Origin of the sequence: Streptomyces sp. NPDC017056 (genome assembly GCF_044332485.1) — a bacterium.
GTDB lineage: Bacteria > Actinomycetota > Actinomycetes > Streptomycetales > Streptomycetaceae > Streptomyces.
The window spans coordinates 50,290-74,402 of the sequence record NZ_JBIRPD010000025.1; the positions used below are offsets into that span (position 1 = coordinate 50,290).

Annotated in this window: 19 protein-coding genes and 5 pseudogenes; 15 read left to right on the forward strand and 9 right to left on the reverse strand. The window is 69.8% G+C overall.

The window, feature by feature from the left end:
- Positions 1 to 209: 209 nt before the first annotated feature.
- The 4 genes from ACH4OW_RS33765 to ACH4OW_RS33780 all read left to right on the forward strand — a co-directional run bounded on the left by ACH4OW_RS33765 (position 210) and on the right by ACH4OW_RS33780 (position 4,995).
- Complete coding sequence (locus ACH4OW_RS33765; RefSeq protein WP_398031765.1) at positions 210 to 1,910, forward strand: GH3 auxin-responsive promoter family protein; 1,701 nt, start codon at positions 210 to 212, stop codon at positions 1,908 to 1,910.
- Positions 1,911 to 1,943: 33 nt separating this feature from the next.
- Positions 1,944 to 2,912, forward strand: a complete 969-nt coding sequence (locus tag ACH4OW_RS33770) for an alpha/beta hydrolase (protein ID WP_398031766.1) — start codon at positions 1,944 to 1,946, stop codon at positions 2,910 to 2,912.
- Entirely contained in the window at positions 2,909 to 4,087 is a 1,179-nt protein-coding gene (locus tag ACH4OW_RS33775; RefSeq protein ID WP_398031767.1) for an enolase C-terminal domain-like protein, read from the forward strand. Before ACH4OW_RS33770 ends, ACH4OW_RS33775 begins: the two co-directional genes overlap by 4 nt.
- A 128-nt stretch (positions 4,088 to 4,215) precedes the next feature.
- A complete protein-coding gene (locus tag ACH4OW_RS33780; protein ID WP_398031769.1) occupies positions 4,216 to 4,995 on the forward strand; it encodes a fumarylacetoacetate hydrolase family protein in 780 nt (259 codons plus the stop codon).
- A 1,173-nt stretch (positions 4,996 to 6,168) separates the two neighbouring features.
- Here ACH4OW_RS33780 and ACH4OW_RS33785 read toward each other — a convergent pair.
- Positions 6,169 to 6,489 (reverse strand): hypothetical protein, encoded by a 321-nt coding sequence (locus tag ACH4OW_RS33785; protein WP_398031770.1) that lies wholly within the window; start codon positions 6,487 to 6,489, stop codon positions 6,169 to 6,171.
- A 325-nt stretch (positions 6,490 to 6,814) separates the two neighbouring features.
- On the opposite strand from ACH4OW_RS33785, the gene ACH4OW_RS33790 reads away from it, so the two are divergent.
- Complete coding sequence (locus ACH4OW_RS33790; protein WP_398031772.1) at positions 6,815 to 7,732, forward strand: EamA family transporter; 918 nt, start codon at positions 6,815 to 6,817, stop codon at positions 7,730 to 7,732.
- A gap of 546 nt (positions 7,733 to 8,278) precedes the next feature.
- Here ACH4OW_RS33790 and ACH4OW_RS33795 read toward each other — a convergent pair.
- Together ACH4OW_RS33795 and ACH4OW_RS33800 are read right to left on the reverse strand one after the other, a co-directional pair.
- Positions 8,279 to 8,656, reverse strand: coding sequence for a CHAT domain-containing protein (locus tag ACH4OW_RS33795; RefSeq protein WP_398031774.1), 378 nt, complete (start codon positions 8,654 to 8,656; stop codon positions 8,279 to 8,281).
- A 275-nt stretch (positions 8,657 to 8,931) separates the two neighbouring features.
- Positions 8,932 to 9,417 carry a hypothetical protein gene (locus ACH4OW_RS33800; protein ID WP_398031776.1) on the reverse strand — a complete coding sequence of 162 codons (486 nt, stop codon included), beginning with the start codon at positions 9,415 to 9,417 and terminating at the stop codon, positions 8,932 to 8,934.
- Positions 9,418 to 10,180: 763 nt separating this feature from the next.
- Here ACH4OW_RS33800 and ACH4OW_RS33805 point away from each other — a divergent pair.
- Positions 10,181 to 10,449 (forward strand): annotated as a pseudogene (locus tag ACH4OW_RS33805) (transposase); the annotation flags it as partial.
- A 303-nt stretch (positions 10,450 to 10,752) separates the two neighbouring features.
- On the opposite strand, the gene ACH4OW_RS33810 reads toward ACH4OW_RS33805, so the two are convergent.
- Positions 10,753 to 11,058 carry a hypothetical protein gene (locus tag ACH4OW_RS33810; RefSeq protein ID WP_398031777.1) on the reverse strand — a complete coding sequence of 102 codons (306 nt, stop codon included), beginning with the start codon at positions 11,056 to 11,058 and terminating at the stop codon, positions 10,753 to 10,755.
- Positions 11,059 to 12,087: 1,029 nt separating this feature from the next.
- On the opposite strand from ACH4OW_RS33810, the gene ACH4OW_RS33815 reads away from it, so the two are divergent.
- Both ACH4OW_RS33815 and ACH4OW_RS33820 read left to right on the forward strand, forming a co-directional pair.
- Complete coding sequence (locus ACH4OW_RS33815) at positions 12,088 to 12,429, forward strand: DUF5713 family protein (protein WP_398031779.1); 342 nt, start codon at positions 12,088 to 12,090, stop codon at positions 12,427 to 12,429.
- A gap of 49 nt (positions 12,430 to 12,478) precedes the next feature.
- Positions 12,479 to 12,784, forward strand: a complete 306-nt coding sequence (locus ACH4OW_RS33820) for a hypothetical protein (protein WP_398031781.1) — start codon at positions 12,479 to 12,481, stop codon at positions 12,782 to 12,784.
- A gap of 109 nt (positions 12,785 to 12,893) precedes the next feature.
- On the opposite strand, the gene ACH4OW_RS33825 is transcribed toward ACH4OW_RS33820, so the two are convergent.
- Together ACH4OW_RS33825 and ACH4OW_RS33830 are read right to left on the reverse strand one after the other, a co-directional pair.
- Positions 12,894 to 13,778: a tetratricopeptide repeat protein gene (locus ACH4OW_RS33825; protein WP_398031783.1), complete on the reverse strand. Its 885-nt coding sequence runs from the start codon at positions 13,776 to 13,778 to the stop codon at positions 12,894 to 12,896.
- 566 nt (positions 13,779 to 14,344) lie between these two features.
- A protein-coding gene (locus tag ACH4OW_RS33830) for an IS5 family transposase (protein WP_398031784.1) occupies positions 14,345 to 15,171 on the reverse strand; the annotation gives its coding sequence in 2 pieces (ribosomal slippage) (positions 14,345 to 14,805 and positions 14,805 to 15,171; 828 coding nt in all).
- A gap of 1,153 nt (positions 15,172 to 16,324) precedes the next feature.
- Here ACH4OW_RS33830 and ACH4OW_RS33835 point away from each other — a divergent pair.
- The 3 genes and pseudogenes from ACH4OW_RS33835 to ACH4OW_RS33845 form a co-directional block, all read left to right on the forward strand.
- A pseudogene (locus ACH4OW_RS33835) lies at positions 16,325 to 16,465 on the forward strand (peptidase M8); the annotation flags it as partial.
- Between the two features lie 29 nt (positions 16,466 to 16,494).
- Complete coding sequence (locus tag ACH4OW_RS33840) at positions 16,495 to 16,812, forward strand: S8 family serine peptidase (RefSeq protein ID WP_398031909.1); 318 nt, start codon at positions 16,495 to 16,497, stop codon at positions 16,810 to 16,812.
- A 284-nt stretch (positions 16,813 to 17,096) separates the two neighbouring features.
- On the forward strand, positions 17,097 to 17,417 hold the full coding sequence (locus ACH4OW_RS33845) for a hypothetical protein (protein WP_398031786.1): 321 nt from the start codon (positions 17,097 to 17,099) through the stop codon (positions 17,415 to 17,417).
- A gap of 884 nt (positions 17,418 to 18,301) precedes the next feature.
- Here the strand turns inward: ACH4OW_RS33845 and ACH4OW_RS33850 are convergent.
- Positions 18,302 to 18,880 carry a hypothetical protein gene (locus ACH4OW_RS33850; protein WP_398031788.1) on the reverse strand — a complete coding sequence of 193 codons (579 nt, stop codon included), beginning with the start codon at positions 18,878 to 18,880 and terminating at the stop codon, positions 18,302 to 18,304.
- Between the two features lie 294 nt (positions 18,881 to 19,174).
- On the opposite strand from ACH4OW_RS33850, the pseudogene ACH4OW_RS33855 reads away from it, so the two are divergent.
- A pseudogene (locus ACH4OW_RS33855) lies at positions 19,175 to 19,698 on the forward strand (hypothetical protein); the annotation flags it as partial.
- Positions 19,699 to 19,830: 132 nt separating this feature from the next.
- On the opposite strand, the gene ACH4OW_RS33860 reads toward ACH4OW_RS33855, so the two are convergent.
- Positions 19,831 to 20,667, reverse strand: coding sequence for a helix-turn-helix domain-containing protein (locus ACH4OW_RS33860; RefSeq protein WP_398031790.1), 837 nt, complete (start codon positions 20,665 to 20,667; stop codon positions 19,831 to 19,833).
- Positions 20,668 to 20,784: 117 nt separating this feature from the next.
- On the opposite strand from ACH4OW_RS33860, the gene ACH4OW_RS33865 reads away from it, so the two are divergent.
- Positions 20,785 to 21,849 (forward strand): aldo/keto reductase, encoded by a 1,065-nt coding sequence (locus ACH4OW_RS33865; RefSeq protein WP_398031791.1) that lies wholly within the window; start codon positions 20,785 to 20,787, stop codon positions 21,847 to 21,849.
- 178 nt (positions 21,850 to 22,027) lie between these two features.
- Positions 22,028 to 22,794: pseudogene (locus ACH4OW_RS33870) on the forward strand (transposase).
- A gap of 28 nt (positions 22,795 to 22,822) precedes the next feature.
- On the opposite strand, the pseudogene tpg reads toward ACH4OW_RS33870, so the two are convergent.
- A pseudogene (gene tpg / locus ACH4OW_RS33875) lies at positions 22,823 to 23,134 on the reverse strand (telomere-protecting terminal protein Tpg); the annotation flags it as partial.
- A 151-nt stretch (positions 23,135 to 23,285) separates the two neighbouring features.
- Here tpg and istA point away from each other — a divergent pair.
- Entirely contained in the window at positions 23,286 to 24,083 is a 798-nt protein-coding gene (istA, locus tag ACH4OW_RS33880) for an IS21 family transposase (RefSeq protein ID WP_398031792.1), read from the forward strand.
- Positions 24,084 to 24,113: the final 30 nt, after the last annotated feature.

The following is a 24,113-nucleotide window of genomic DNA, read 5'->3' on the forward strand; positions in this document are numbered from 1 at the left end:
CCGCACGCCTGCCCGACCGCACGTCCGCCACTGCAACCGCACGTCCATCACTGCAATCGCACGGCCGTCACTGGAACCGTACGTCCGCCGCTGCAACCGCACATCCGTCACTGCAACCGCACGTCCATCACTGGAATCGCACGTCCGTCACTGCGCTGCGGCCAACGGCCGACCGGCCGGCCGCACCGGAGGAAATGGGGGTTTTCCGGATGCTCTTTCCCGCCACTTCGACCGCGTCACCGCGCCACACCCGCACCGAGGACTTCACCAGCCTCACCCTGAGCGCCCTGCGCCGGCAGCGAAAGCTGTGCCACGACCCCGCGCCGACGAGCGAACTGGTCCTCCAGGACCTTCTCGACCAGGCCCGCAGCACCTCGTTCGGACGTGCGCACGGTCTCGGTTTCGCCGCCACGCTCGCCGACTGGAAGAGCGCACTGCCCATCCGCGCCTACGAGGATTTCCGCCCGTATGTGGAACGGCAACTGGCAGGCGAGGCGAAGGTCCTCACGCGCAGCGCGCCGTACGCCTTCCTGAAGACGTCGGGTTCCAGCGGGGACCCCAAGTACGTCCCCACCACCCGGCACTGGCGTGAACGGTACCGGGGCCGGGGCCTGTACGCCCAGTGGGGCCTGTACTTCGAGCAGATCGGCGCCGGGCGCCTGACTGCCGAGCACATCCTCGACCTCTCCTGGGAACGCACCCCCGCCACCCGGAGCCTGCACGGCTTCCCCGTCTACAGCATCTCCCGCCGGCCGGCCGCGGTCGGCCCGGAGGACTGGGTACCACCCTGGTACGACGCGCCCTGGCTGCGCGGGGACGACGAGGAGGAGTACGCCGACAGCCTCTACCGCAAACTGCGGCTGCTGGCCGGGGCCGACATCCGGCTGGCCGTCACCCTCAACCCGTCGAAGATCGTGGGCCTCGCCGAGCAGCTTGCGCTGCGCGGGCCCGAGCTGGTCGACGAGGTGGCCCGTGGCACCGTCTGCGGGCGCCCGGCCAACGGCGTCGTCGCCGACCCCGGCCTCGCCCGGCAGCTGGACCGGACGCTCGTGCGCCGCTCGGGAGGGCTGCGCCTGACCGACCTGTGGCCCCGGCTGTCCGTCGTCGTCTGCTGGAACTCCGCCTCCGCCGGCCTCTACCGCGACTGGCTGGACGACGTCACGCCCGGCATCCGCAAACTCCCGTTCAGCACGACCGGCACCGAGGGCATCGTCACCATCCCCGTCGACGACCACCCCTCGGCCGGCCCGCTCGCAGCCGACCAGGGCGTCTTCGAATTCGTACCGTGCCGTGAGGACGACGACGGCGGGCCGCTGGACCCCGCCGCCGAGACCCTGGACCCGCACGAGGTGGAGACCGGACACTCCTACCGGCTCGTCATGAGCCAGGCCAACGGGCTCTACCGCTACGACGTCGGAGACGTCTACACCGTCCTCGGCCGGGTCGGCGCCCTGCCGCGCCTGGAGTTCGCCGGGCGCGCCGGGTTCGGCAGTTCCTTCACCGGCGAGAAGCTCACCGAGATCCATGTGTACGAGGCCGTACGGACCGCCTGCGCCAACGCCCTGGGGATGCTGCCCCTGTTCACCTGCATCCCCTCCTGGGGCACCCCGCCCGGCTACGTCCTGGCCATGGAATGCGGCCCGCATCTGAGCGCCGCCGAACGCGAGGCCTTCACCGCCGCTGCCGAGACCGCGCTCCAGAGCTGCAACCCGGAGTACGCCGAGAAGCGGCGCAGCGGCCGGCTGCGTCCGCTGCGGCTGCTCCCGCTGGCCCCGAAGAGCTTCCTCGCCATCGCGGAGGCGCAGCGCCGCCAGGGCGCGGCGGCCATGCAGATCAAACACCACTGGATCCAGCGGGACGACACCCTGCTGAGCGTGATCGACGACCTGGGCCTGCCGCTGCACGCCTGAAACGCCCTCCCTCCCCCACGAGGAAAGCAAACGATGACCTCCACCGTGACCAGCGAAGCACACCCGGCCGTGGCGCACCGCGTCGAGACGGTCACCGCGACGGACGGCACCCCGCTCGCCCTGCACCAGTGGACACCCCAGACCCCGAAGGCGGCCGTCTTCTACGTACACGGCCTGCAGAGCCACGCCGGCTGGCTCTTCGAGTCCGGGCCCGAACTGGCCCGCCGGCAGATCGCCGTGTACGCCCCGGACCGGCGCGGCTCCGGAGCCAGCGGCGGCCCCCGCGGCCATCTGCCCTCGGCCGACGCCGTACTGGACGACTACGCCGCCCTCTTCCGGGCGGCCCGGGCCCGGCTGCCCGGCAACCTCGCGATGACCACCGTCGGCCAGAGCTTCGGCGGCAGCCTGCTGGCCGCATTGCTCAGCACCGGCCGCCTCGCCCCGGACGGCGTGGTCTTCTGCGCCCCGGCCCTCGGCCAGCAGCAAGCCCGCCACGGACGAGACGGACTACAACGCCTTCGCACGCTGCGCGGCCACCACCGCTCCCCGATCGCCCTCAAAGACGAGGACTACACCGGCGAGCAGCGCTACCTCGCCTTCATGGCGAACGACCACGCCATGCTGCGCCAGGTCACCGACGGCTTCCGTGCCGTCATGGCCGAGCTGGAACTCCTGTACGCCGAGGGCGCCCCCTGGGGCCTCGGCAGACCGCCGGCCCCGGTGCACTTCGCACGGCCCGCGCACGACTTGGTCATCGATCTGGACACCGCACGGTCGGTTCTCCGCCGGATGTGCCCGCACGCCGTCGACGCCCACTTCGACGCCGACCGCCACTACCTTGAGTTCTCTGCCGCGCGAACCCGGTTTTGGACCTGGCTCGCCGCTGTCGCAGCAGGTACAAAGCCTCTGGCAGCAGGTACAAAGCCCCTGTCCGTAACGGACGCCGCGGTCCCTGCACAGCCCGGCGCGGCGTACGCCACCCGACGGGGAGGCCCGCGGTGAACCGTACGCTCGACCTCGTCGGCATCCGGACAGCACAGGTCCCCCTCAAGCGGCCCTTCGCCCACGCCCGACACGCCCATGCGCAAACCCAGTCGGTCCTGCTCACCTTGCGCCTGGAGGGGACCACAGGCTGGGGCGAGGGCGCTCCCCGCCCGTACGTGACCGGTGAGACGGCCGACAGCGCGGTCCAGGCCCTGCGCGGCCTCGACCTGTCCGTACTCGCTCCGCTACTCGCCGTGGAGGGCTTCAACCGCGCGGTGCCCGTGCTGGCCTCGCTCGACCTCCCCCGGATGCTGGGCGGCCTGCGGCCGATGCCGGCCGCCGCCGCGGCACTGGAGACCGCGCTCCTCGATGCGCTCTGTCGGCGGTACGACCAGCCGATGACCGCCGTCCTAGACGCCTGCCCCTGGGCGGCCAACGTGCTCGCGGCCACCGGCCGCCCCCGTACGGTCAGTGAGGTGGTGGACCTCAGCCGCTCCCCCGCCGAGCAGTTGGCGGCGCTGGCACCCGCCGTACGTGCCCGCCTGACCCACGTGAAGCTCAAAGCGCTGCGCAGCCCCGAGGAGACCGCCGAGCTGGCGGTCCAGGCACGCGGTCTGCTCAGCCCCTCGGTGCAGATGTCCGTGGACGCCAACGGCGGCTGGGCACCGGAGGACGCCGAGCGGGGCGCCCGGCTGCTGCGCGAGCGTGCCGGCGTCGACTGGATCGAGGAACCCACCACCCCGCGGAACTGGTCCGCCCTGCGCCGCATCCAGGACGGCGGGATGCCGGTAATGCTCGACGAGTCGGCGATGGATACCACGGACGTGGAATGGGCGGCCGCCACCGGCGCCGCCTCGCTCGTCAACCTCCGCATCTCCAAGTGCGGAGGTCTGCTGCCCTCCCTGCGGACGGCCGTACGCGCCCACGACCTCGGCCTGCGCGTACAACTGGGCGTACAGGTCGGCGAAATCGGCCCCCTGTGGTCGGTCGGCCGCACCCTGGCGGCGCGACTGGCCGACGTCGTGGCCGTCGAATGCGGCCGCCAGGACGAGTGGTTCCCCACCCCGCTCACCGATCCGCCCTACACGGTCGACCGGGAGCAGCACACCGCTCCCCCACCACCGGGCCCCGGCCACGGCCTGCGCCCCTCCCACGCCCTGCTCCCCCACCTGAGCGACCACCCGGCCGCCTGAGCGACCACCCGGCCGGCGATCCCGCCGGCTCGACACCGAAAGCCGTATGACCGGGCAGGGGCCGGATCGGGGCCGGACCGGGGCCGGAAACGACAGACAGCACAACAACCAGGCACAAAAGGAGCGCCATGCACCTCGCACGACTCATGACAGCGCACGGGCCGAGGTACGCAGCGGTGGACCGCGAGCGGAACACGGTCAGGCCTTTGCACGGCGCAACGAACGTCGAAGAACTGGCGCGCCTGACAAAATCACCCCCCAAGCTCGCCGGTGAGAGCCTGCCGCTGACCGAAACCAGGCTCCTGGCACCGGTGCTCCCCGGCAAGATCGTCGTCGTCGGCCGCAACTACGCCGGCCGGCCCGACGCCCCCGGGGACCTGCTGATCCACCTCAAACCCGCCACCGCGGTCATCGGGCCGCACGAGCCGATCGTGCTGCCCGCATTCGCCCACGACATACGCTACGAAGGCGAGCTGGCCGTCATCATCGGCCGTACCTGCCGCTCGGTACCCCCCGAGGACGCCGCATCCCACGTACTCGGCTACACCTGCGCCAACGATGTGACCGCCTGGGACATCGGATCCGACGGCGGGCAGTGGACGAAAGCCAAAGGCATGGACACGTTCTGCCCGCTCGGTCCTTGGATCAGCACGGACGTAGACCCGGAAGCCGCCGCCATCACCACCCGCGTCAACGACGAAGTACGCCAGAAAGGCAGCACCGCCCACCTGACGCGCAGCACCGCCACACTGGTGTCCGCGGTGAGCCGGCTGATGACCCTGCTCCCCGGCGACGTCCTGCTGACCGGGACCCCCGAAGGCAGCGCCGCCCTCAAGGACGGAGACACCGTCACCGTCGACATCGACGGTGTCGGCACCCTCCGCAACCCCGTCACCGCTTCGCCCTGAGCAGCGGCCCGCCCACAACCAGAAGCAAGCCCGGCACCCGACTGAACGTTACGTCCTGCCAGGGGGCAGCCACCGACGGACCAGGCACCGCGCTTGCACACCCGGTTGGCGGTGACCCGCCGGAAGACCCCGAACGCCACCAGGACCTCTGCCCTGCACGGCCCCCTCGAGCCGTACCGGCAGCGCGAAGACGTAGCCACAGAAGCGTCGCCGAGGCGGCGGCTGCCCCGCGCCGCGCGGACTGACCAAGCACAACAGCCCGGCCGCACGAAAGAGGCGCGGAGGGGGCCGCGCAGGGGCTGGTGGAGGAGTTGGTGAAGAGGGCGACAGCCCCTTGCCGGACGACCCAGGCGGCGCGCAGCCCGCGCTGTCCGCAGAACCTGGGACGGAAGGCAGAGCAAAGAAATCCGCGAGTACACCCGGCCGAAGGGCCAGCAAGTCCGTTGTTTAGGTGCCCTTCGGAGCCGAGAAATCTCCTCCCGCCCGCGCGGGTCGCCGACCGGCGACTCGCGCCTGCGCGCCGCAGCCCTCCGTCGCGTTGCGCGCCCGGACACAACGCAGCGCACAGTGCTGGCCGGTGGCACGCGCCGCTTCCCGAGGCGCGCTTCCCCGCTGCCAAGCGCGCACCAACCCGGATCACGAACTCCGGTGCGGCGCAGTACCGGCTCGCACCACAGCCCCCTTACCGACACCCTTGCCAAACCGGGCAGCCCACGGCCCGACCGGCAACCACCCCCTGCCGAACATGCAGCGCTCCTTCGTACCCCCATGCCGAACCGGGCAGGAGCAGCGCGCACACCCTCGCCGCACGCACACCCCTGCCGAACGCAGTGCGCGCCGCACACGGAGATCCGGTGCACGGCCAACGGAAACCGGCGCGCGCATTCGTCCTAAGGCGCGCGCACGGCCGGTCACTGCTCACTCGCACCATGGCCGACGTGAGCGAGCAGAACGAGGACCTCGTACAGGCCCCGCGGTGGCGGCCCGAGAACCGACCCCAACCGCAGGGAAGGTGCTGGCCGTCCGGCGATCGGCCGGCCCCATACGTCCACGACCACGGCACCTGGAAGTACACGCCCGTCATGCCGCGCCTGCACCACACCGACGACCCCGATGTCGTGGACGTCTACCAGGAGGCCAAGCATCTGGGGCTGCTGCACCAGCAGGGCCTGGTCAGGGGGCGGCCCGTCGACCGCTGGTGCCGCCGCCGAAGCCGGGCAGGCGACCACCGAAACACCGCGCGGTCCGTGGGGCCCAGAGCGTGCCCATAGACACGCTTACTGCTGATGTGGACGACCGCCGGACGCCGAGGCGGACGGCGTCGGCGAGCAGGGCCGCCGTCGCGTCGACGTTCGCGGCGCGGTGCATCTCCTCGGCCAGGCGCCCGACGTGCGGGGCGTGCAGTGCGGCGGCATGGATCAGGGCATCGGCCCAGAGCATCGGCCGACGGCAGTGCGGCAGCAGCCGCACGGGCCGGTCACGCAGGCCCCCCACGACACCCTTCCAACGTCCAGGCACCCGGTCCACGCCGCGAACCCGTCGGCCGGCCGCGACCGGGGCCGATCCGACCCGGCCCGAACTTCCCGTCACCACGACCACCCTGGCCGGGGATTTTCCCGTCGCTCCGTGCGCACGTACCCGGCCCCCTCCCCTCTCGGCCCAGTGCCCAGCAGGGCGGCCCCGTGCATCCGGCAACTCCGGCTCCAGCTCCGTACAGCCGAACGGAGACCGTTCCAGCAGGATCATGCGGCAAGAACTAAATGATTCCATGCATAGACGTCAGAGATTGCTTAGACCGCCCGACGGGGAAGCGCCCGGTATGGGCACACACACAGCACTCGACCAACATCGCGAACACCCGGCGCAGGCAGCACGGCAGAAACAGGCCATCACCGCACGGGTTCCCGCCCCGCTCCTCGTGGTGGGCAGTGTGGTGAGCGTCCAGGTCGGGCAGGCATTCGGCAAGCACCTGTTCGGGGCCGTGGGGGCCTTGGGGGTCGTCTTCCTCAGACTGGCCCTGACCGCGGTGGTGCTGGGCCTGGTGTGGCGGCCAGCCTTGCCCAAGAGCTGGCGGGACAGGGGGCTGATCCTGGCGCTGGGCACCGCGATCGCCGGCATGAACGTCATCTACCTGGCGCTCGAGCGGCTCGACGTGGGCGTGGCCGTCACGTTGCAGTTCCTGGGGCCGTTGGTCTTGGCCCTGATCGGCTCCCGGCGGCTACTGGACTTCCTGTGGGCCGTGCTGGCCTGGGTCGGGGTGTTCCTGTTCGCGAACCCCGGCGGCGGAGGCGGGCTCACCCTGGCCGGGACGGTCTTCGCCCTGGTGTCCGGCGCTTCCATGGCGACCTATGTCGTGCTGAACAAGCGGGCCGGGGCGAAGACGTCCGACGGCAGCTATCTGGCGTACGCCGTCGCGTGGGCGGCGGTTCTTTCGTTGCCGACCGGTGTCTGGGAGGGCGGTACGGCGCTGCTCGAACCATGGGTGCTGGCGGCGGGGCTCGGTGTCGCGCTGCTGTCGGCCGCCATTCCCTACACCCTGGACATGGCGGCCCTGCGCCGTCTGCCACCGCGGACCGTGGCCGTGCTGGAGAGCCTGGAGCCGGCGGTCGCGGGCCTGGCCGCCATGGTGGTGCTGGGCGAGATCCTCACCGGGGTGCAGTGGCTGGCCATCGGCTGTGTGGTCGCCGCGTCGGTCGGCGCCGTGTACACACCGCGCAAGCAGAAACCGAAGCGGTGAGCATGCCGCGCATGCAGGCGTGCCGGGAAAGCACGACTGCCGCTCGCCTACCGCGGAATGCGGAATGGGGGTGAAGTCAGAACCTGATGTGGAAGACCCCTACACGGGTGGCCTGGCCAGTGGTTGCTGTGGGTCTGGCCATGCGTTGACGCTTGTGGCCGGCATGAACGCCTTCGAACGTGGTATCGCGGCGCTGACGCAGTACCGGACTCGTGAGATCACCGTCACGGTGTCCCGCAAGCACCTCGAAATCCTGCGGTCGGCGGGGATGGTGAGGAGGTGACTGTGCTCTTGGGTGCATGGCTGCACAACACCAGGCGCAGGCGCGCCAAGCTGGGGAGCGAACGGCGCGAAGTCCTGGCCGATCTTGGGCTCGACTGGGCCAGGTGAACACCGCGGCCGTCGCGGTTTCGTCTTGGGCGAGGTTGCACGGGTGCGAAGCAAGCGCGTGCTTGAGGAGCTGGTTGCGCTCATAAGAGTGGCGCGGGGGTTGAGTTGCTTTCGGCGCATCGCACGGGTGGTAGGGCGGGTGTGGAAACGGTCGCGTCAGGGGCCGAAGTGCACGTATGGCGCCCAGTAAAGGGGGTGGTACGGGTACTGGCGGCGAGCACGGTCGTCTGTCTCGTGCAGTGCGTATGCCACCCGCGACGCATTGATGCCGAGGTCCGGGTCGGCCAAGTTCGTGTAGACCTCGTCGGTAATCTGGTGGGCGTTGTTGTCTTCCACTTTCCATATGGTGAAGACGACATGCCGGACATTGCTCAGGAGCAGCGCCCCTGCCAGATGGATGGCCTCGTTGGGCAGTTCCTTACCGCCCAGGGCGGTCTGGCAGGCGGACAGTACGGCCAGTTCGGCCGACGGCAGGTCGAGGCGGGCCAGGTCGGACAGTGCACCGGGAGCAGCGCCAGCGGTCCGGTGGGGCACCACCAGAGGCGCCGGTCCGGCGGGATGGTCAACTGTGGGGAGTTCAAAACGGGGGCAGCGACCGTGTCCCACAGCCACTCCAGGGTGGCCAGCACGGTCTGCAGGCTCGGGCCCCGGGGCGCTTTGGGGTGGTTCAGTCGGTGTGTCCGTCCTCGCGACCGGCATCGCATCCGGGCGCGTCGGCAGCGGCCAAGCCCAGAACCTCACCGACTGGCTCGGGCAGCCACGGCGGGCTCGCCGTCAGGCACCGACGGCAGCGTCCGCAGTCAAAACTGTCAGGCGTGCTTCTCGGCATATTTGATCAGCGCGAAAGCTTTCCCGGTCCACAGATGGACTCGCGTGGCCCGCATCTTGTCGGTGCTCCCATCGCCTGGTCGGCTGGTGTGCAGTACCGGCCCCATAAAGGTGTCGGTAATGACGGGGCCTTCCCACGTGCCGCCGAGTGCCCTCATGGCGAGGTCCAGAGCGCTCTGCGGATCGTCGGCGTTGAGTCCGGTCGGCCCGACGACCGCAGTCTGGCTGCCGTCATCGATCTGAATGCGACATTCCGGTTCACCGATTCCGACGCGGATCTGCTGGGCCAGTTGCTCGGCCATGCCAGGGACGGGCCTGTCGTTCTCGATGGTCACCGACACCATCATCCCGAACAGGTCGTGCATCAGCTCCTGCATCTCTGCCAACTCTTCCGGTGTCGGAGGGCTGACTTCCGCTTCCGCGGTCAGGTCCTCGTCCTCATCTTCATCGTTTCGCATGAGCAGCATCTATTCAGTACCAGCTCACACAGTCAACTGATTAAGGTTCAGCTGCTCTGCAGCAAGGGGAAGCGCTGAGCTGCCGGTTCGTTAGCAGCCGGTCCTTCCACAGTGAGGCCGCTGCGGGCTCGGGCTGGGCGGCGACCTGCTCGTGCAGTGCAGGATATGCGGGTCCTGGCCGCCCATCGCGCCCGCCAGGCCCGCAGCGAGAACGCCGTCGTGCCGTACGACGAGGCGTGACGCCGCGCCTTCGGCAGCACCGCCGCGTGAGCTACGAGGTCCTCTGGGGGCCTGAGGCCTCGCCCAGGCCGAGCGGTTCGCCCAGGACGACCCGCAGGGCGTACGGCAGGCATCCATCGCCGTTAACCGCTTCGCCAACCATCCGAGGCCCGAGGGCGCGTTCGGCAGCACCGACGTACTGCGCATCCGCGTGGGGCCTACCGAGTGCTGTACGAGATCAGCGGCCGGCAGGTCCGCGTCAGCGTCATCCACCTCGGGCGTCTGCGCTGAGCGCGTTCTTTGAGGTTCGGCTGGGATGTCAGAGCCACCGTCTAGAGTGCTGGCGATGGGGCCGGTACCGGGGCCACCAGCACCGAAGAACGGCAGCCTCCCTGGTCTGCGCGGGGGTGGTTACGGCCCAACCGGCGTCCAGGCATCAGCTGAGGGCCACGAGTGCAGCCCGCCAGCCCGGCCCCATCCAACGGTTCGAATGGACATCTCCTGACCCCAATCGCGGCATGCGTTCGCGAAGGCGTCACGCTTCAGAGATGTCCTGTTCGACTGCCTGACTACGCGCGGGGACGAGCTGTTCGAGCTGGTGGATGCGTGCTGTGTGCGCGCGGGCCGGTGAGGGCCCCGGTGGACGTGACACTGCTGGCCGAGCACCGGCGCGGGCACGGCGCCATGTACGACGCGCTGAACAACGGGAGCGTGGACGTGCCCCGGTTGCGGCAGGTGTTGGCTGGCCTGCCCATGCCGCAGGCCGCCGATGGTCGCCTGGTCCTGGCGGTCGACGTCAGCAACTGGCTCCGCCCCGACGCCCAGCTCCGTGAGCGGACCCGGCCGTCGAGCTTCGGGTCGGCCGCAACTGCTTGCGCTGTGTCCTCCAAGGGCATTTCTGATGAGTCCTGGCGGAGGACGGAGTGGCGTTCGGTTGCTGCGCATGGGCTCTCTCTGCTCGAGAGCTTCGGGGGCGCGGTGTGAAGGGTCGTGTGGCGGAGCTACCGCCTGTCGCTTCACACCGTGCGGCGAGGATGCGTGCCGGCGACGCAATGCCGCGGAGATCCGTCACAAGCTCTTTAGCCGAGGTGGTGCCTGCGTGCCCTGCGCACGTGATCAGCGGATTCAGACGCAGGTGATGGAGCCGCCTGGGGCAGGCTGGTACAGGGTCCACACGATGAAGGCTTCTCCCAGCAGCGGGAAGATGCCCAGCAGCATGGACACCAACGCCAGCGTGCCGCGCCAGCGCCTGAGAATGGCCGGCGTGCGGTGAGCACGCCTCGACAGTTGGACATAGGCGGCGACAGCGCCCAGTCTGCACAGCAGCGCTCCGTAGGCGAAGACGTACATCTGCCAGGTCAGGGGCAGATCCCCGCAGTGGGCCCATTCGGCTTTCTCGTGGGCTTTCCTGGCGGAGTACTGGGCACACACAGCTCGCGAGCACGCCGAGGAGCACCAGGGCCGGAACCCAAATTGCGGCACGCTCCGAATGGGTCGGTGTTTCCTGGTTCGTAGTCATCAGTGCCAGTCCGGGTGGGGTCGCACGATCCGTATGTTCTGCTTGCCTTCGGCCTTCTCCGTGCTGGGCTGGCGGCTGTCGAGGCTGACGTTGCGGTACGGGTCGCGGTGTCCCGTTCCACAGCCACAGTGCGGCCCCGGACGCGGCGGCAACAAGGAGCGCGCCAGCAAGGACCAGCACCGGAGGCAGGAAACGTCGTCTGGCCGTCATCCGCTGTTCTGCTCGAATGCGGCGGCACAGGCGGCATGGTGAACACGCTGGCCGCAGTGGTGGGGAAGGGGCATGGTGGGGAGCGTAGAGGCGCGACGCGGCCCCCGCCTGAGACCGGCTACTCACCTCGGCCTGAGTGCGTGGCGGTGCAGCACTGGTCCACGAACGACGTACGACGCAGGTACGCATCGAGGACCGCTGCGTTCGAGGTCGCTGCGTTCGGAGACGAGCGGATCGTAGGTCGTGACGAGCCGTGAATGCGCGAAGCAGTCGTCAGCCATGCAGCTGCACGTATGCAGAGCCGGGCCGAACAGCCACCGAGTCTGGCCAGCAGGCAACTCTCGCGGTCGCGGATGCCGACCTTGAGCATCACTCCAGAGGAACGGCACCCATCTCGGACAGCACCTCGGCGACCGTTTCGCGCGCGAGCCGCAACCGTTCCAGACTTCCCCGGGCCTCCTCAAGTCGGCCACTCAACTCGGCTAGACCGGACTCCAGTTACCCCCCACCCACCCCCGGGCGAACGGCTTCCCGGGCCTCCAGCTCCTCGAACAACGAGCCCATCCGCCACCCCTCCTCCACCGCCACAGTAAAGGTGAGCAGCCCCGCACACAGCTCCGGCCGACGTCCTCTCAGCTCAGCCCCTCCCTTGCCGCCCCGGCGCCACTGTCAGTGGCATGGTGCACGATCAAGGTGCCACATCATTCACCCGAGCAAAAGTGGGAAGCAGCATGCCCATCAACAACCAGCAAGTGACCGCGCACTCCTTTCTCCGAGGGCTGTACGAAGACGACTACTACCCCGATCACGTGGTGGACCGGGGAAAAGCGATCTTGCTCCGGCTGTGCGAGAACATTGAGGCGCACCCGCCCGTCGGCCTGACCGCGCTCTACGCCCTGGCCCAGGCCGCCACCGAGGAGTTCAACGACCTGGAAGCCGAGTTCGAAGCCGCCGACAGCGAGATCGAGTCCATGGCCCGCGACGAGATAGCCGAGGACTTCTGGTTCATCGCCCGCGCCTACGGTTTCACCGAGGCGGACGTGGAAGAGCTGATCGCCACACGGGAGTGGTGAGCCGGATCGCGCTCGCCACCTACCCGCAGCGCACCACCAGGAGGCCGCCATGGGCTGGGTGGATCCGCAATACGCGCACCTGCTGCGCGAGGACAGCCCCTACGGCCGCATGATCAACGTGCCACTCCATCTCCTTCGCGAGCGTGAACGGCAGCACGAGGGCCGCGGGGACACCGTGTCCACCTGCGGCTCGTACCAGGGCGGACAGATCACCGTACGGGCCGCCGACGGCACCGAGACCACCGTGCTGTGCCAGCGCTGCGGCGGCACCGGCGCCGGCACCAGGACCGTTCCGGAGTCACCCGACGACCCGCACGACGGCGCGGCCGGCGGCTACGAACCCGACCTCGGCTGACCGCCGATGTCGAGTCAGGCGCGGTCCCCGCGACCGTCCCAGCGGCCCCATCACCAGGACGGAGCACGCACAGCGCGCGCCCGCCCGCACCGAACCGCCCGAGCCGTGATCAACGCGGCGGCTCACCGTCTATACGGGCGAGCAGCACGCGGGCCTCCGCGACGCGGAAGTAATGCGAGCCGAAGGCGGCCAGAGCCGCGTCGTGAGCAGCCGTGGCCCGGGCACGGGCCTCGTTCCGACGGCCCAGGGCCAGAAGGGCGGTGGCCTCGATCAGCGCACCCGCGCCGCTCCCGGTATTGCCCGGACCGCCAGGCAGGCCCCGGCGCGCTGCTTCGGCACGCACCACCTCAGTGAGAGCCTGTTCGTGGCGTCCTTGGCCATTGAGGCTGCGCGCAAGTCCGAGCCGCAGCATCTCCTGGAGCTCTTCCATGACGCCGAGGTCGGCCAGGGCCCCGTATCTGAATGCGCGGAACGCGAGCGTCTCGCAGGCGAGAACCTCGGCTTCCGCGTAGCGTTCCTGCCCGCACAGAGCGTAGATCAGGCCGTGCCGGGCAGTACCGGCCAGTATTGTCATCGCCGGATCCACGCTGCGGCCGCGGTCCGCGATGCGGGCGACGGCTGCGCATTCCGCCTCGGATTCGGCGTACCGGGTGACCAAGGCCAGCGCATGAGCGCGCTGCACACGCAGGTTCAAGGTATCGAAGTCGTCGGCACCGAACACCTCAACGAAGACCGGCAGTACCGCGTCGAACTCCGTGAGAGCCTCAGCGTGACGGCCTTGGGAGTTCACCGCTCTCGCGGCCAGGCCCAACGCCAGCGCCGCACCCGCCTTGTCACGCCGCCGGGAGCGAGCCACGGCGACGGACCGCGCCTCGGCCTCCGCCTCGGCATGGCGCCCGTCCCGATCCAAAGCCCGGGCCGGGGCCAAGGCCGCGCGAGAGCGTTTCTTCTGCCGCTGTGCGTCGCCTCGGCCACACCATTGGAGGAGATTCATCCTCAAATCATAGGAAGGCCGCGAATGCCCGCCCCACGGACTACCCGACGAACTACCTGCCAGGCGCTGTCCGAACAGCGGAAGACGCCCGTCGCCAGACTTCCGGGCAGCAACCCGACCGAACTCCAGGCGGCCCGACCGTACTCCAAGCGGAGGGGCCCTGTTCTGATGCCTGCAGCGTTTTCCGCGAGCTTCGCCGACCGGCGGACTGTCCCCGGCTGGGCCCTGCGCCGTCCCGCCGACGACCAGCTCGAATACTGTACGGCCGCAATCCCGCCTTCAGCACGACTTCGAGGACCGCCGCCGCAAGCTCCTCCTGGTGCTTGGTCAGCGCCGCGCCGCCAAGGCTGGCGAGACCGGTGTAGTAACGCGCCTGCGTCGGCCAGTCCCCGCCCGCCAGTCCGTCTCGTGTTCTCCCGCGCTGGACGCCCGCCTCCCCGAAGCCTCTGGCTGAAGCGCAGTAGCACCTGCGTCTCGCGGGAGGCGCCGTTCCGTCCTGGACGACGTGGCCGCAGTGGACGCAGCCCAGGTCACGCTGCTCGTCGGGGCCGGGGCGATAAGAGCTCCTAACGCAATGTGGGACGCAGGCGTCGCCAGCAGATGAGTGAGCAGGCGAGTTTCAGGAATGCTTCGTGGATGTCGTCGCGGGTTTCCCAGCGGATGCGCAGGCGGCTGAACCAGTGCAGCAGGGCGATGGTCTGCTCGACGACCCACCACTTGGTTCCCAGCCCGGAGCCGTGGGCGGTGCCCCGGCGGGCGATGAGCGGCTTGATGCCCTTGGTCCAGACCTGGCGGCGGTAGCAGTCGTGGTCGTAGCCGCGGTCGGCGTAGACCTCTTGCGGCCGCTGGCGGGGCCGGCCGCGTTTGCCGCGGATGCGCGGCACCGCCGCCAGCAGCGGCATCAGCTGGGTGACGTCGTTGCGGTTGCCGCCGGTCAGGGTGACGGCCGGCGGGATGCCGGTGGCATCGCAGATCACGTGGTGTTTGGAGCCCGACCGGCCCCGGTCGACCGGGCTCCGCCCGGTTTTGGGCCGCCCTTGAGCGCCCGGACGTGGGAGCTGTCGATCACCGCCCGCGACAAGTCCAGGCGGTCGGCGGCCCGCAGTTCGTCCAGCAGCACCTCGTGCAGCCGCTGCCACACCCCGGCGTTGTTCCAGTCCCGCAGCCGCCGCCAGCAGGTCATGCCCGATCCGAACCCGAGTTCCTGGGGCAGCCATTCCCACTGGATGCCGGTGTAGAGGACGAACAGGATGCCGCACAGCACCTTGCGGTCCTCCAGCACCGGCTTGCGGCCGGGCCGCCGGCGCCCCGCTGGCGGCGACGGCAGCAGCGGCTCGATTCTGGACCACAACTCATCGTCCACCAGCCATGGTCGAGCACTTCGCTTACTCACACCCCAGCAACCGACGCAGCCATCCGAAGGACACGGCTACTAACGTTGCGTTAGGAGCTCTAAGCGGGACGAGCTGATTTCAGGTGCGGGGGTAGCCCGGTCCAGGATCACGCAGTGGAGCAGCAACACATCCGCGACGCCCCCGAGAAAGTCTCAGGGGCATTCGAGCGGGGCATCGCAGCCTGGCGCGGACACAGCCCGCACCAGCTCCGTGACGGCTCCCAGAGCCCACGTAGGGCGGCTGGAGGACGGCACCGAGGTCAAACTCGGGGTGTTTTTGTCCAACACCAAGTCAAGGCGAGTCAAGCTCATCGGTTGGGCGACGGGCGCCGCGGAACGCTGCCACTCCTACACCTCGAAGCCGGTGCTCACCTCGCACAGCGACTGCATGCGGCACCGCACCGGGGACTGGCCGCCAGGCAGCGAGCCGGAGGCTGCTGCTCACCTTCGGCCGCCGGCTGAAAATCCACCCCGGCGCGCTGTGGGCCGGACACCCCGAGGACATGGTCACCTTGCGCTGCGAGCCGGACGACGCCCGCCGCCTGACCACCCTCGGCATCCCCGCGCGGCCGCGCCTCGGCGGAGAGGCCGGCCTCACCGTCGCCTTCACCCTCACCGAACGCGCTCAGGAACCGGTAAGACCCGGTGGGGCGCATACTTCATCCCCGAACCTGCGGGGGGCGATCGAGAACCGCTCTGGCCTGCACGCCCCTACACGTGCAGACTCACACGGCGAGATACTCATTCTGATGGTCCGGCGTCTCACCCGGCCGAGGAGCCTGTCGGGGGTCATGGAGGAGTCCCCCCGTCTCGCAGGCGCCTTCCGGCACCGCTTCCGAGAACACGGAGAGGCCGCGGGGGGGCTGGCAGGGCCGGGTTTGACGACCATGGTCGCGAGCAGCATCCGCGGCCGAGGTAGCAGCGAGCGTAGGTGGGGACCGAACCCATCGCGGCCCGGTCCCATAGAACGGGGAGGGCGCCAGGGGGTGAGCGTCAGATGCATCGGGCAGGCCATAGGCGGTACCGCGGTGGCGGGGCGGTGCTCTTGGGCACGGCGCCCGTTGCGGCGGCCGATGAACACCGGGAGGTGCAACAGCCGCTGACGTCCTTCGAAGCCGAGAGCGCGTGACAGAAGTCCACCGGCAAAGGTGTCAAAGTCGCAGTCATCGACGGCGCCGTCAAGGCCGATCACCCGGCCCTGGAGGGCAACATCGCGCCAGGCAAGAGCTTCGTCGAGGTCAACCCCGGCCAAGCCAGTGACCACAGTACGGCGATGGCGTCACTGATCGCGGGGCATGGGGACGGCCCCGGGGCAGGGGCGGCATCAAGGGACTGGCACCCGACGCCAAAAACATCCCCGTCAAGTACCCCTCGTACGACAAGGAAGAGATCGGCGGCTTCGGCACCGCCCGGCTCGGCGAGGCGATCCGCTACGCCGTCGGCGCGGGCGCCAAGGTCATCAACCTCTCGCTCGGCGTCGAGGAGATGCCCACCTTCGACCGGGCGCAGAGCGCCTACGCGTACGAGAAGGACGTCCTGGTGGTGGCGGGCACCGGCGACGACGGTGCGCCGCTGGCCGGCCTGGCCACCTCCCCGGGCATCGTCGCGGTGGGAGCCGTGGGGCAGGACGGGAAAGTCTAGGACAAGTCCAACTACGGGCCCCGAACCCTGCTCACCGCGCCGGGAGTACACATCAGAACGGCCGGCGCGCACGACCCCTACAGGCAGGCGCCGGGAACCTCCGATGCCACCGCCTACGTCTCCGGCGCCGCCCCCCTGCTGCGTCGAAGTACCCCGCCCCCGACCTGACCGCCGGGCAGATCGCCAACCGGCTGGTGAAGACCGCCGGCCTCCCCCCAGGCACGGAGGGCGCCCAACTCCCCGACCCGTACAACGGCCATGGCTTCATCCGCCCGCTATGGGCCTTGCGGAACGACATCCCGGCCGGACCCAAGAACGGCGCGCTGCAGGTGCCCGATGCCCCCTACGAGAACACGAACACCAGCCCACCGCCGCCAGCCAAGAAGAAGACGGGGTGGGGCAACCTGAACATGGCGGCCGTCGGCGGCATCGCACTGGGCGGCCTGGCCGTCCTGGCCCTCGTCATCGTCCGGGGAACGGACGATGCCCCATTCGGCGGGGACGACCGGCCGGCGGCAGCAGGGGCATGTGCCGGGCACCGTGTCCGGGGCGACGAAGTACGGGCCCAGCCCTACGTGGTCGGGGCGAGCGGGCTACCAAGCTGACGTCCCGCTCCACGGCGGGAGACGTCCGGCAAGCCCGGCGGACGGATTCCACCTGAGCGGCGCTCGGCGACTGGGTGCGGCAGACCAGCCGTGCGAGCCCGACCGCGGACCTGCATACCGGCCACGACTCGACGGTCCACGCGACGGCGAGCAGGTCGTGGACGGCGCGCTGCGTCTTTCCCGGCCCTCGGCTCACGGACGCACCGTAGACGTTGCGGTGTTTGCTCCGCATCACCCATCGCACGCGGCGCTGCACTTCCTCGGGACTCGGCTCGCGGCCTCTTCCATGCCTCGCTCAGGTGGCGAGAAGACGCACCACAGCGCCGCACACGCCGACGGCGGCCCAGCCCTGGTTCCCCACACCATCTACGGCTGGTCCTCGACCAGTCCCGTCGCCGCCTTCCCCGTCCTGACCTGCGCCGTACCCTGCACGCCCTCGTGGGGCGACCGCGATGTCGCTCGGCTGCACAAGGAGTGGACGAGGGCCCGTATGCGGGAGGCGTTGACTGTCAGCTTCGTCAGGCGGCCGGCCGGGCAAGGCGGGCCGTGCAACCATAGCGTCCCGCAGCCCTGGCCAGGACGGCAGCACGCCGAGGCAGGCAGGTTCGCGCCAGATGCATGGACTGCTCACGGAGGCCCTCCGCAACGCGCTGAACCCTACGCGCCCGTAGTGACAGGAGCGATCGGCGTAATGTCCCCGCCCCCGCAGAAGCGGAGGGCCCGTCGCCGAGCACCGTGGCGCGCAGGAAGGTATGGAAGACCCGCGACGAGAGCAGACGTAAAGGCCCCACCAGCCCGTCAGGTTGGTGGGGCATCTCAATGTTCCGGTCAAGCCGTCGGGCCCCGAGGGCCAGTGGCCGACAGGGCCCGCGGTCGGCCAGAGATCAGCTTTGGGCGCGGTGGATCTTCCAGTCCGCGACGTTGGAGCTGCGGTTGAAGTAGGCGTTGGTGCACAGGTCGTATTTGCCGCCGGAGGCCGTGCTGTGGTTGTTGGTTTCCAGGAAGCCGCCGTTGTCTCCGTAGAGGTTCCACAGGTGGACCACGTCGCCCACCCTGACGTTCTGGTCGGCGGGCGAGGAGGTCTGGGCGAAGATGCGCCACCGCCCGGTGCCCTGCGCGCGGTCCCTGGTCTCCGAGGTCGCGACGTCGAACTTGGCTCCCGCCGTCTTCTGTACGTCGGAAGCATGGCCGTTGGTGTCCAGGTAACCACCGTCGCCACCATAGAGATTACGCAGGTAGACCACGTCGCCGCTCACCACGGGCTGTCCGGTTGCCTTGCCGGAGGCGGAGAGGATCTCCCACGTGCCGGTGCCTTTGCCGCGCGAGGGAGTATCGGCGGTCGAGACCTGGTACTTGCCACCCGACGCACTGCTGTGGCCATTGGTGTCCAGGTAGCCGCCCTGCCAGCCGCTGTAGCCGTTCTGCAGGTGGACCTGATCGCCGTACTTGAGCTCGTTCGCCATCGGCTCGCTCCTCGGTGGGTGACAGGTGCGCGGACGGCCGGGCCACGCCCAGCGGAGACAACAGACATCTTGCCGAGACCGCCCACATACGGAACCCGTCGAGCAAAACCTGTCCAATAATCGTGCAGCACGCTTTCAGCCAGGAAGCGGACAACGTTCCACTAGCGCTCGTGTCGCGAGCGGATCTCCCTACTTCTGCCGCACCCGGACTCGGTAGCCCCCGTCACCCGAGCCCATTTCGCCGTCTCGCCCCGTGTCGCCCCGGCCGGGACAGAGGCGGGCTGATCCAGTGCGGCCCCGGCCACGATCGGCGAAGCCCGGCGCACCGCCCGTCTCCTGCCCGAGCAGGCCCCGCGCGAGCGCCTGTCCCGCCAACCCCGGCGGCCGCCGCCCTATACGCCGTCGGCATCCACTGGGGTCTCGGCGACGCCGGTACTGCCCTGGAAGCCGGTGCCGGCCTGCACGAGGGCCAGTTCCCGACGCCTGAGCGCAAGGCCCGGATGCACACGGCTATGGCGCGCGTCTGGTGGCAAGCATCCAGGCCGGAACCGACCGCCGACGCACTGCTGCACGCCGTACGATCCTCGCGCGGCGAAGTCCGCGACCGACCCGCCATCCGCCAGATCGTCACCGACCTCGCCCAGCGCCACCGGTTTTCAGGTCCTCGCGCCGGACCCGCTCGGCCAGGTCCGGCACGGCGAGGGAGGCCACCCGCAGGGAGGCCGCGTCCGGGCCGCCCGGCGCCATCTCCCGTTCCTAATCAGCTGTTAGCGGTTCCGGTCCGGGACGAGGTCCTGACCGGAACCGCTAACAGCTGATTAGTGGGAACCAGTTGGAAACCAGTGCGGGTCGGTGAGCTATGTGTCCCCTGGTCCACGGGACATGCTTGTCGGCACCAATGGGTCACGCTTTTTGCGACCAACCGTGAGTTGTCAGTTCTCTTGGCCCAGTCACCGCGCGCACAGCCGGTCCAGGGACGCTCGGCTCTCCTCGTCGGCGGGGCGGTAGACCAGCAGGCGCAGTTGCGGGTCCTGGAGCGGCAGCAGGACTTCGAAGTCGACGGTGATCGCACCGGCGACCGGATGCCGCAGCGCCTTCCGGCCGCGCCCGTTGACGCCGACCTCCCGTTCCGACCACAGGCGGGCGAAGTCCTCGTCCTGCGTGGCGAATTCGGCGATGAGGTTGGACAGTTCCCGGTCTTGCGGGTGCGCGGCCCACGCCGCGCGCAGGTGGGCGATCCCGTCCCGCAGCGTCTGCTCCCGGTCGGCGTAGAAGCCGCGCATCGCCGGGTGCAGCAGGCACAGCCACATCGCGTTGCGCCGTGACGGCGGTACGGCCTCGAAATCCGGTAGCAGCCGTGCCATCTCGGGGTTCCAGGCGAGGATGTCGTAGCGGTGGTCCAGCAGCATGGCCGGCAGCGGCGAGAGGTCGTCGACCAGGCGGGCCAGCGATGGCGCCGCACCGGCGGCCGGCCCACCGGTGGTGCCGGGGCGGCGGCGTCCGGCCAGGTCGAACAGGTAGTCGCGTTCGCTCGAATCCAGGCACAGGGCCCGGGCCAGCGCCGCCAGCACCTCTGCCGAGGGCCGCAGCCCGCGGCCCTGCTCCAGCCGGACCACGTAGTCGGTGCTGACCCCGGCCAGTTCGGCGACCTCCTCTCGGCGCAGCCCCGGCGTCCGCCGGGGCCGCCGACGTGACGGCAGGCCCAGCCGGTCGGGGTCGAGGCCTTCGCGCCTGCTCCGCAGGAAGGCGGCCAACTCCTGGGCGGTGTCCATGGTCCGGGTCGTCATGACCGGTCCAACCGCCAGGGTGGGACCGGTCTTCCCAGGAAGCGCCATCCCTTACCCCCGGTCCGCCACCGCCACAGACTCGGTTCCGGCAACGGACCACGAGCACAGGAGAACCTGATGGCACTGACCCTCGACACCTACCGGCTGCTGGGCCGCTCGGGCCTGCGGGTCTCACCGCTGGCCCTGGGGACGGCGACCTTCGGCACCGAGTGGGGCTGGGGCGCCGACCGGGCCGAGGCCCGCAAGCTGTTCGACCACTACGTCGGGCTCGGCGGCAACCTCCTGGACACCGCCGACACCTACACCGACGGCAGCTCCGAGCGCCTGCTGGGCGAGTTCGCCCGCGAGGAGCGCGAACGCCTGGTGCTGGCGACCAAGTACTCGACGCTGCGCCGCCACGGTGACCCCAATTCCGGGGGCGGTCACCGCAAGGCCCTGTTCGGTTCGGTGGAGGGAAGCCTGCGGCGGCTGGCCACCGACTACATCGACCTGCTGTACCTGCACGTCTGGGACTTCCGCACGCCGGTCGAGGAGGTCCTGCGCGGCCTGGACGACCTGGTCCGGCAGGGCAAGGTGCTGTACGTGGCGATCTCCAACACCCCGGCCTGGCAGGTGTCCCGGATGCAGGCGATCGCCGACCTGCGCGGCTGGTCGCCGCTGGTCGCGCTGCAAATCGAGTACAGCCTGATCGAACGCACCGCGGAGCGCGACCTGATCCCGATGGCCCGGGAACTGGGCTTGGGTGTGGTCCCGTACTCACCGCTGGGCGGCGGGGTGCTCAGCGGCAAGTACGGCCAGCACGACGTGACCGCGACGGGCGACGGCACCGGCGACGGCACCCGCAGGAGCCACAACCTCGCCCTGGGCACGCTCACCGAACGCAACCTGGCCGTGGCCGAGGTCGCCCGGGATCTCGCCGCCGACCTGGGCCGCGCCCCGGCCCAGGTCGCGCTGGCCTGGACCCTGCGCAACCCGGGCGTGGCGACCACACTGATCGGGGCACGCACCTCCGCCCAGTTGGAGGAGAACCTGGGTGCCCTGGAGGTCGAGTTCACGGCCGCCCAGCTGGCCCGCCTGGACGCGGCGAGCGCGATCGAGCTCGGCCAGCCGCACGACGTGCTGGCGAGCGACCACATCCGCCAGGTAACCACGGGCGGCCTGCGGATCGAGACCCGCCACTGACCGGCCGTCAGCTGCAGGGGCCGGGGCCCGGAGCCGCGGTCGGTTCCCCGTCCGGGCGAGCCACGTCCGGATCGCTTCCGCCGCCGGACTCCGTCGAAAGGCGGAGCTTCGGTGGTCACGCTTTGCGTTCCTAAAGGTTGTCCCGTAACCAGTGGTGCGGTTGGCGCGTTGGTTGGGCATGGGTGGGGTGATCTCGGCAGGTGATCCGAAGCGGATCGAGCCGTTTGCTGGTCTGACCGAGGTGCAGTTCGCCAGGCTGGTGGCACTGGTGCGGCGTCGCGGTGGTGAGGTTCAGCGTGGCCGCCCGTGGCGGCTGCCGCTCGAGGACCGGGTGCTGCTGGTGGCGACGTACTGGCGCACGAACCTCACGTTGCGACAGGTGGCGCCGTTGTTCGGGTCTCGAAATCCGCGGCCGACAGGATCCTCGACCACCTCGCCCCGCTGCTGGCCATCTCCCCGGCCCGCCGGCCACACAAGGACACCGTCTCCATCGTCGACAAAACCCTGGTACCCACCCGCGACCGCACCCTCGCGTCCCCGAGCAAGAACTACCGGTACTCGACCAACCTACAGGTCGTCATCGACGCCAACAGCCGCCTGGTGGTGACGGTCGGCCTGCCGCTGCCCGGCAGCCGCAACGACTGCCGGGCCTTCACCGAGACCGGCGTCGACCGGGCCTGCCGCGGAGCCCCGACCCCCGCCGACGGCGGCTACCAAGGCACCGGCCTCCTCATCCCACACCGCAAACGACGAGGCCAAAGCCACCTCAGCCCACAGCAGGAAGCAGAGAACGCCGTCCATCGCCAGGCCCGAGCACGGGTCGAACACGCCCTGTCGCGGCTGAAGAACCGGAAGATCCTTCGGGACTGCCGACTCAAGGGCGACGGAGTTCACCAGGCCATGCTCGGCATCGCCCGGTTGCACAAACTGGCCCTCACGGGATAACTCACACCCCATACGGGACAACCTCTAGTCAGTAATCCAGGTCAAGGTAATCAACGTCGTTGATTTCCACGTCCGGCAGTCCCGTGGCGCGGCCGTCGCCGTCCTGGAAACACACTCCTTTGAGCCCTTCGGCGATGATTCCGCGCATCTGCTGGTCGCTGGCTCCCGCGTCGCGGGTGTCGAAGAGGCGGCGGGCGTACTCCGGCGGGAGGTGCACGATCAGTCGCCGAAACCGTCCGTCGTCGGTCGTGCCGACCGGCACGGTGTAGCCGAACCGCGCCCTGGTCTCCACCGTGATCGCGCCCGTGGCGGCAGCCTGGTGCTGCCGGCGCTTGCGCAGTTTGCCAGGACAGGCCAGTCGTCCGGCCGGGTGGCTTTGTTGGTGAGTCGGGGAGGCGTTTGTCGCTAGGTGCGGGAGGCGGCTTCGTGCCGTGAGGGGCGATGTTCCCCAGTTTTGACGGCAGTTGAAGGCTTGCGGTGGGAGGCTTGGTGTGCTTCTCCCGTTGGGGGTCCGGATGCGCATCTCGCTGGTCAAGGTCGATCTGTACGCGGCGATCCGCCGTGACCACCGTGACGGCCTGTCGGGGCGTGCGCTGGAGCGCAAGTACGGGGTGACCTGGCGCACGGTCCGCAAGGCGCTGGATTCGCGCTGGCCGGAGCCGCGCAAGAAGCAGGCGCCGCGGGCGTCGAGGCTGGATCCGTACAAGCCGGTGATCGACGGCCTGCTGGAGGCGGACCTGGATGCGCCGCCGAAGCAGAAGCACACCGTCAAGCGGATCTTCGAGCGGCTGCTGGACGAGCACGCGGCAGCCAGCATCTCGTACCAGATGGTCCGTGCCTATGTGGCGGTGCGGCGCAAGGAGATCCGGTGGGAGGCCGGCCGCGGGCCCGCGGAGGTGTTCGTCCCGCAGTCCCACATGCCGGGGAGTGAGGCGGAGGTCGACTTCGGGGACGTGCACATCGTGCTGGCGGGGGTGCCCACCCGCTGTTACCTGTTCTCGCTGCGGCTGTCGTACTCCGGCAAGGCGGTGCACCGGGTCTCCGCCTCCTGCGGACAGGAGGCATTCTTTGAAGGGCATGTGCACGCTCTGTCCGTGCTGGGCGGGGTGCCACGCGGCAAGATCCGCTACGACAACCTGAAGGCGGCGGTCGCCCAGGTGCTGGGCTTTTCCCGGCAGCGCCAGGAGACCGAACGCTGGGTCGCCTTCCGTTCGCACTGGGGGATCGAGAGCTTTTACTGCCGCCCGGGCATCGAGGGTGCCCACAAGAAGGGCGGGGTGGAGGGGTAGATCGGCTACTTCCGGCGCAACCACTTCGTG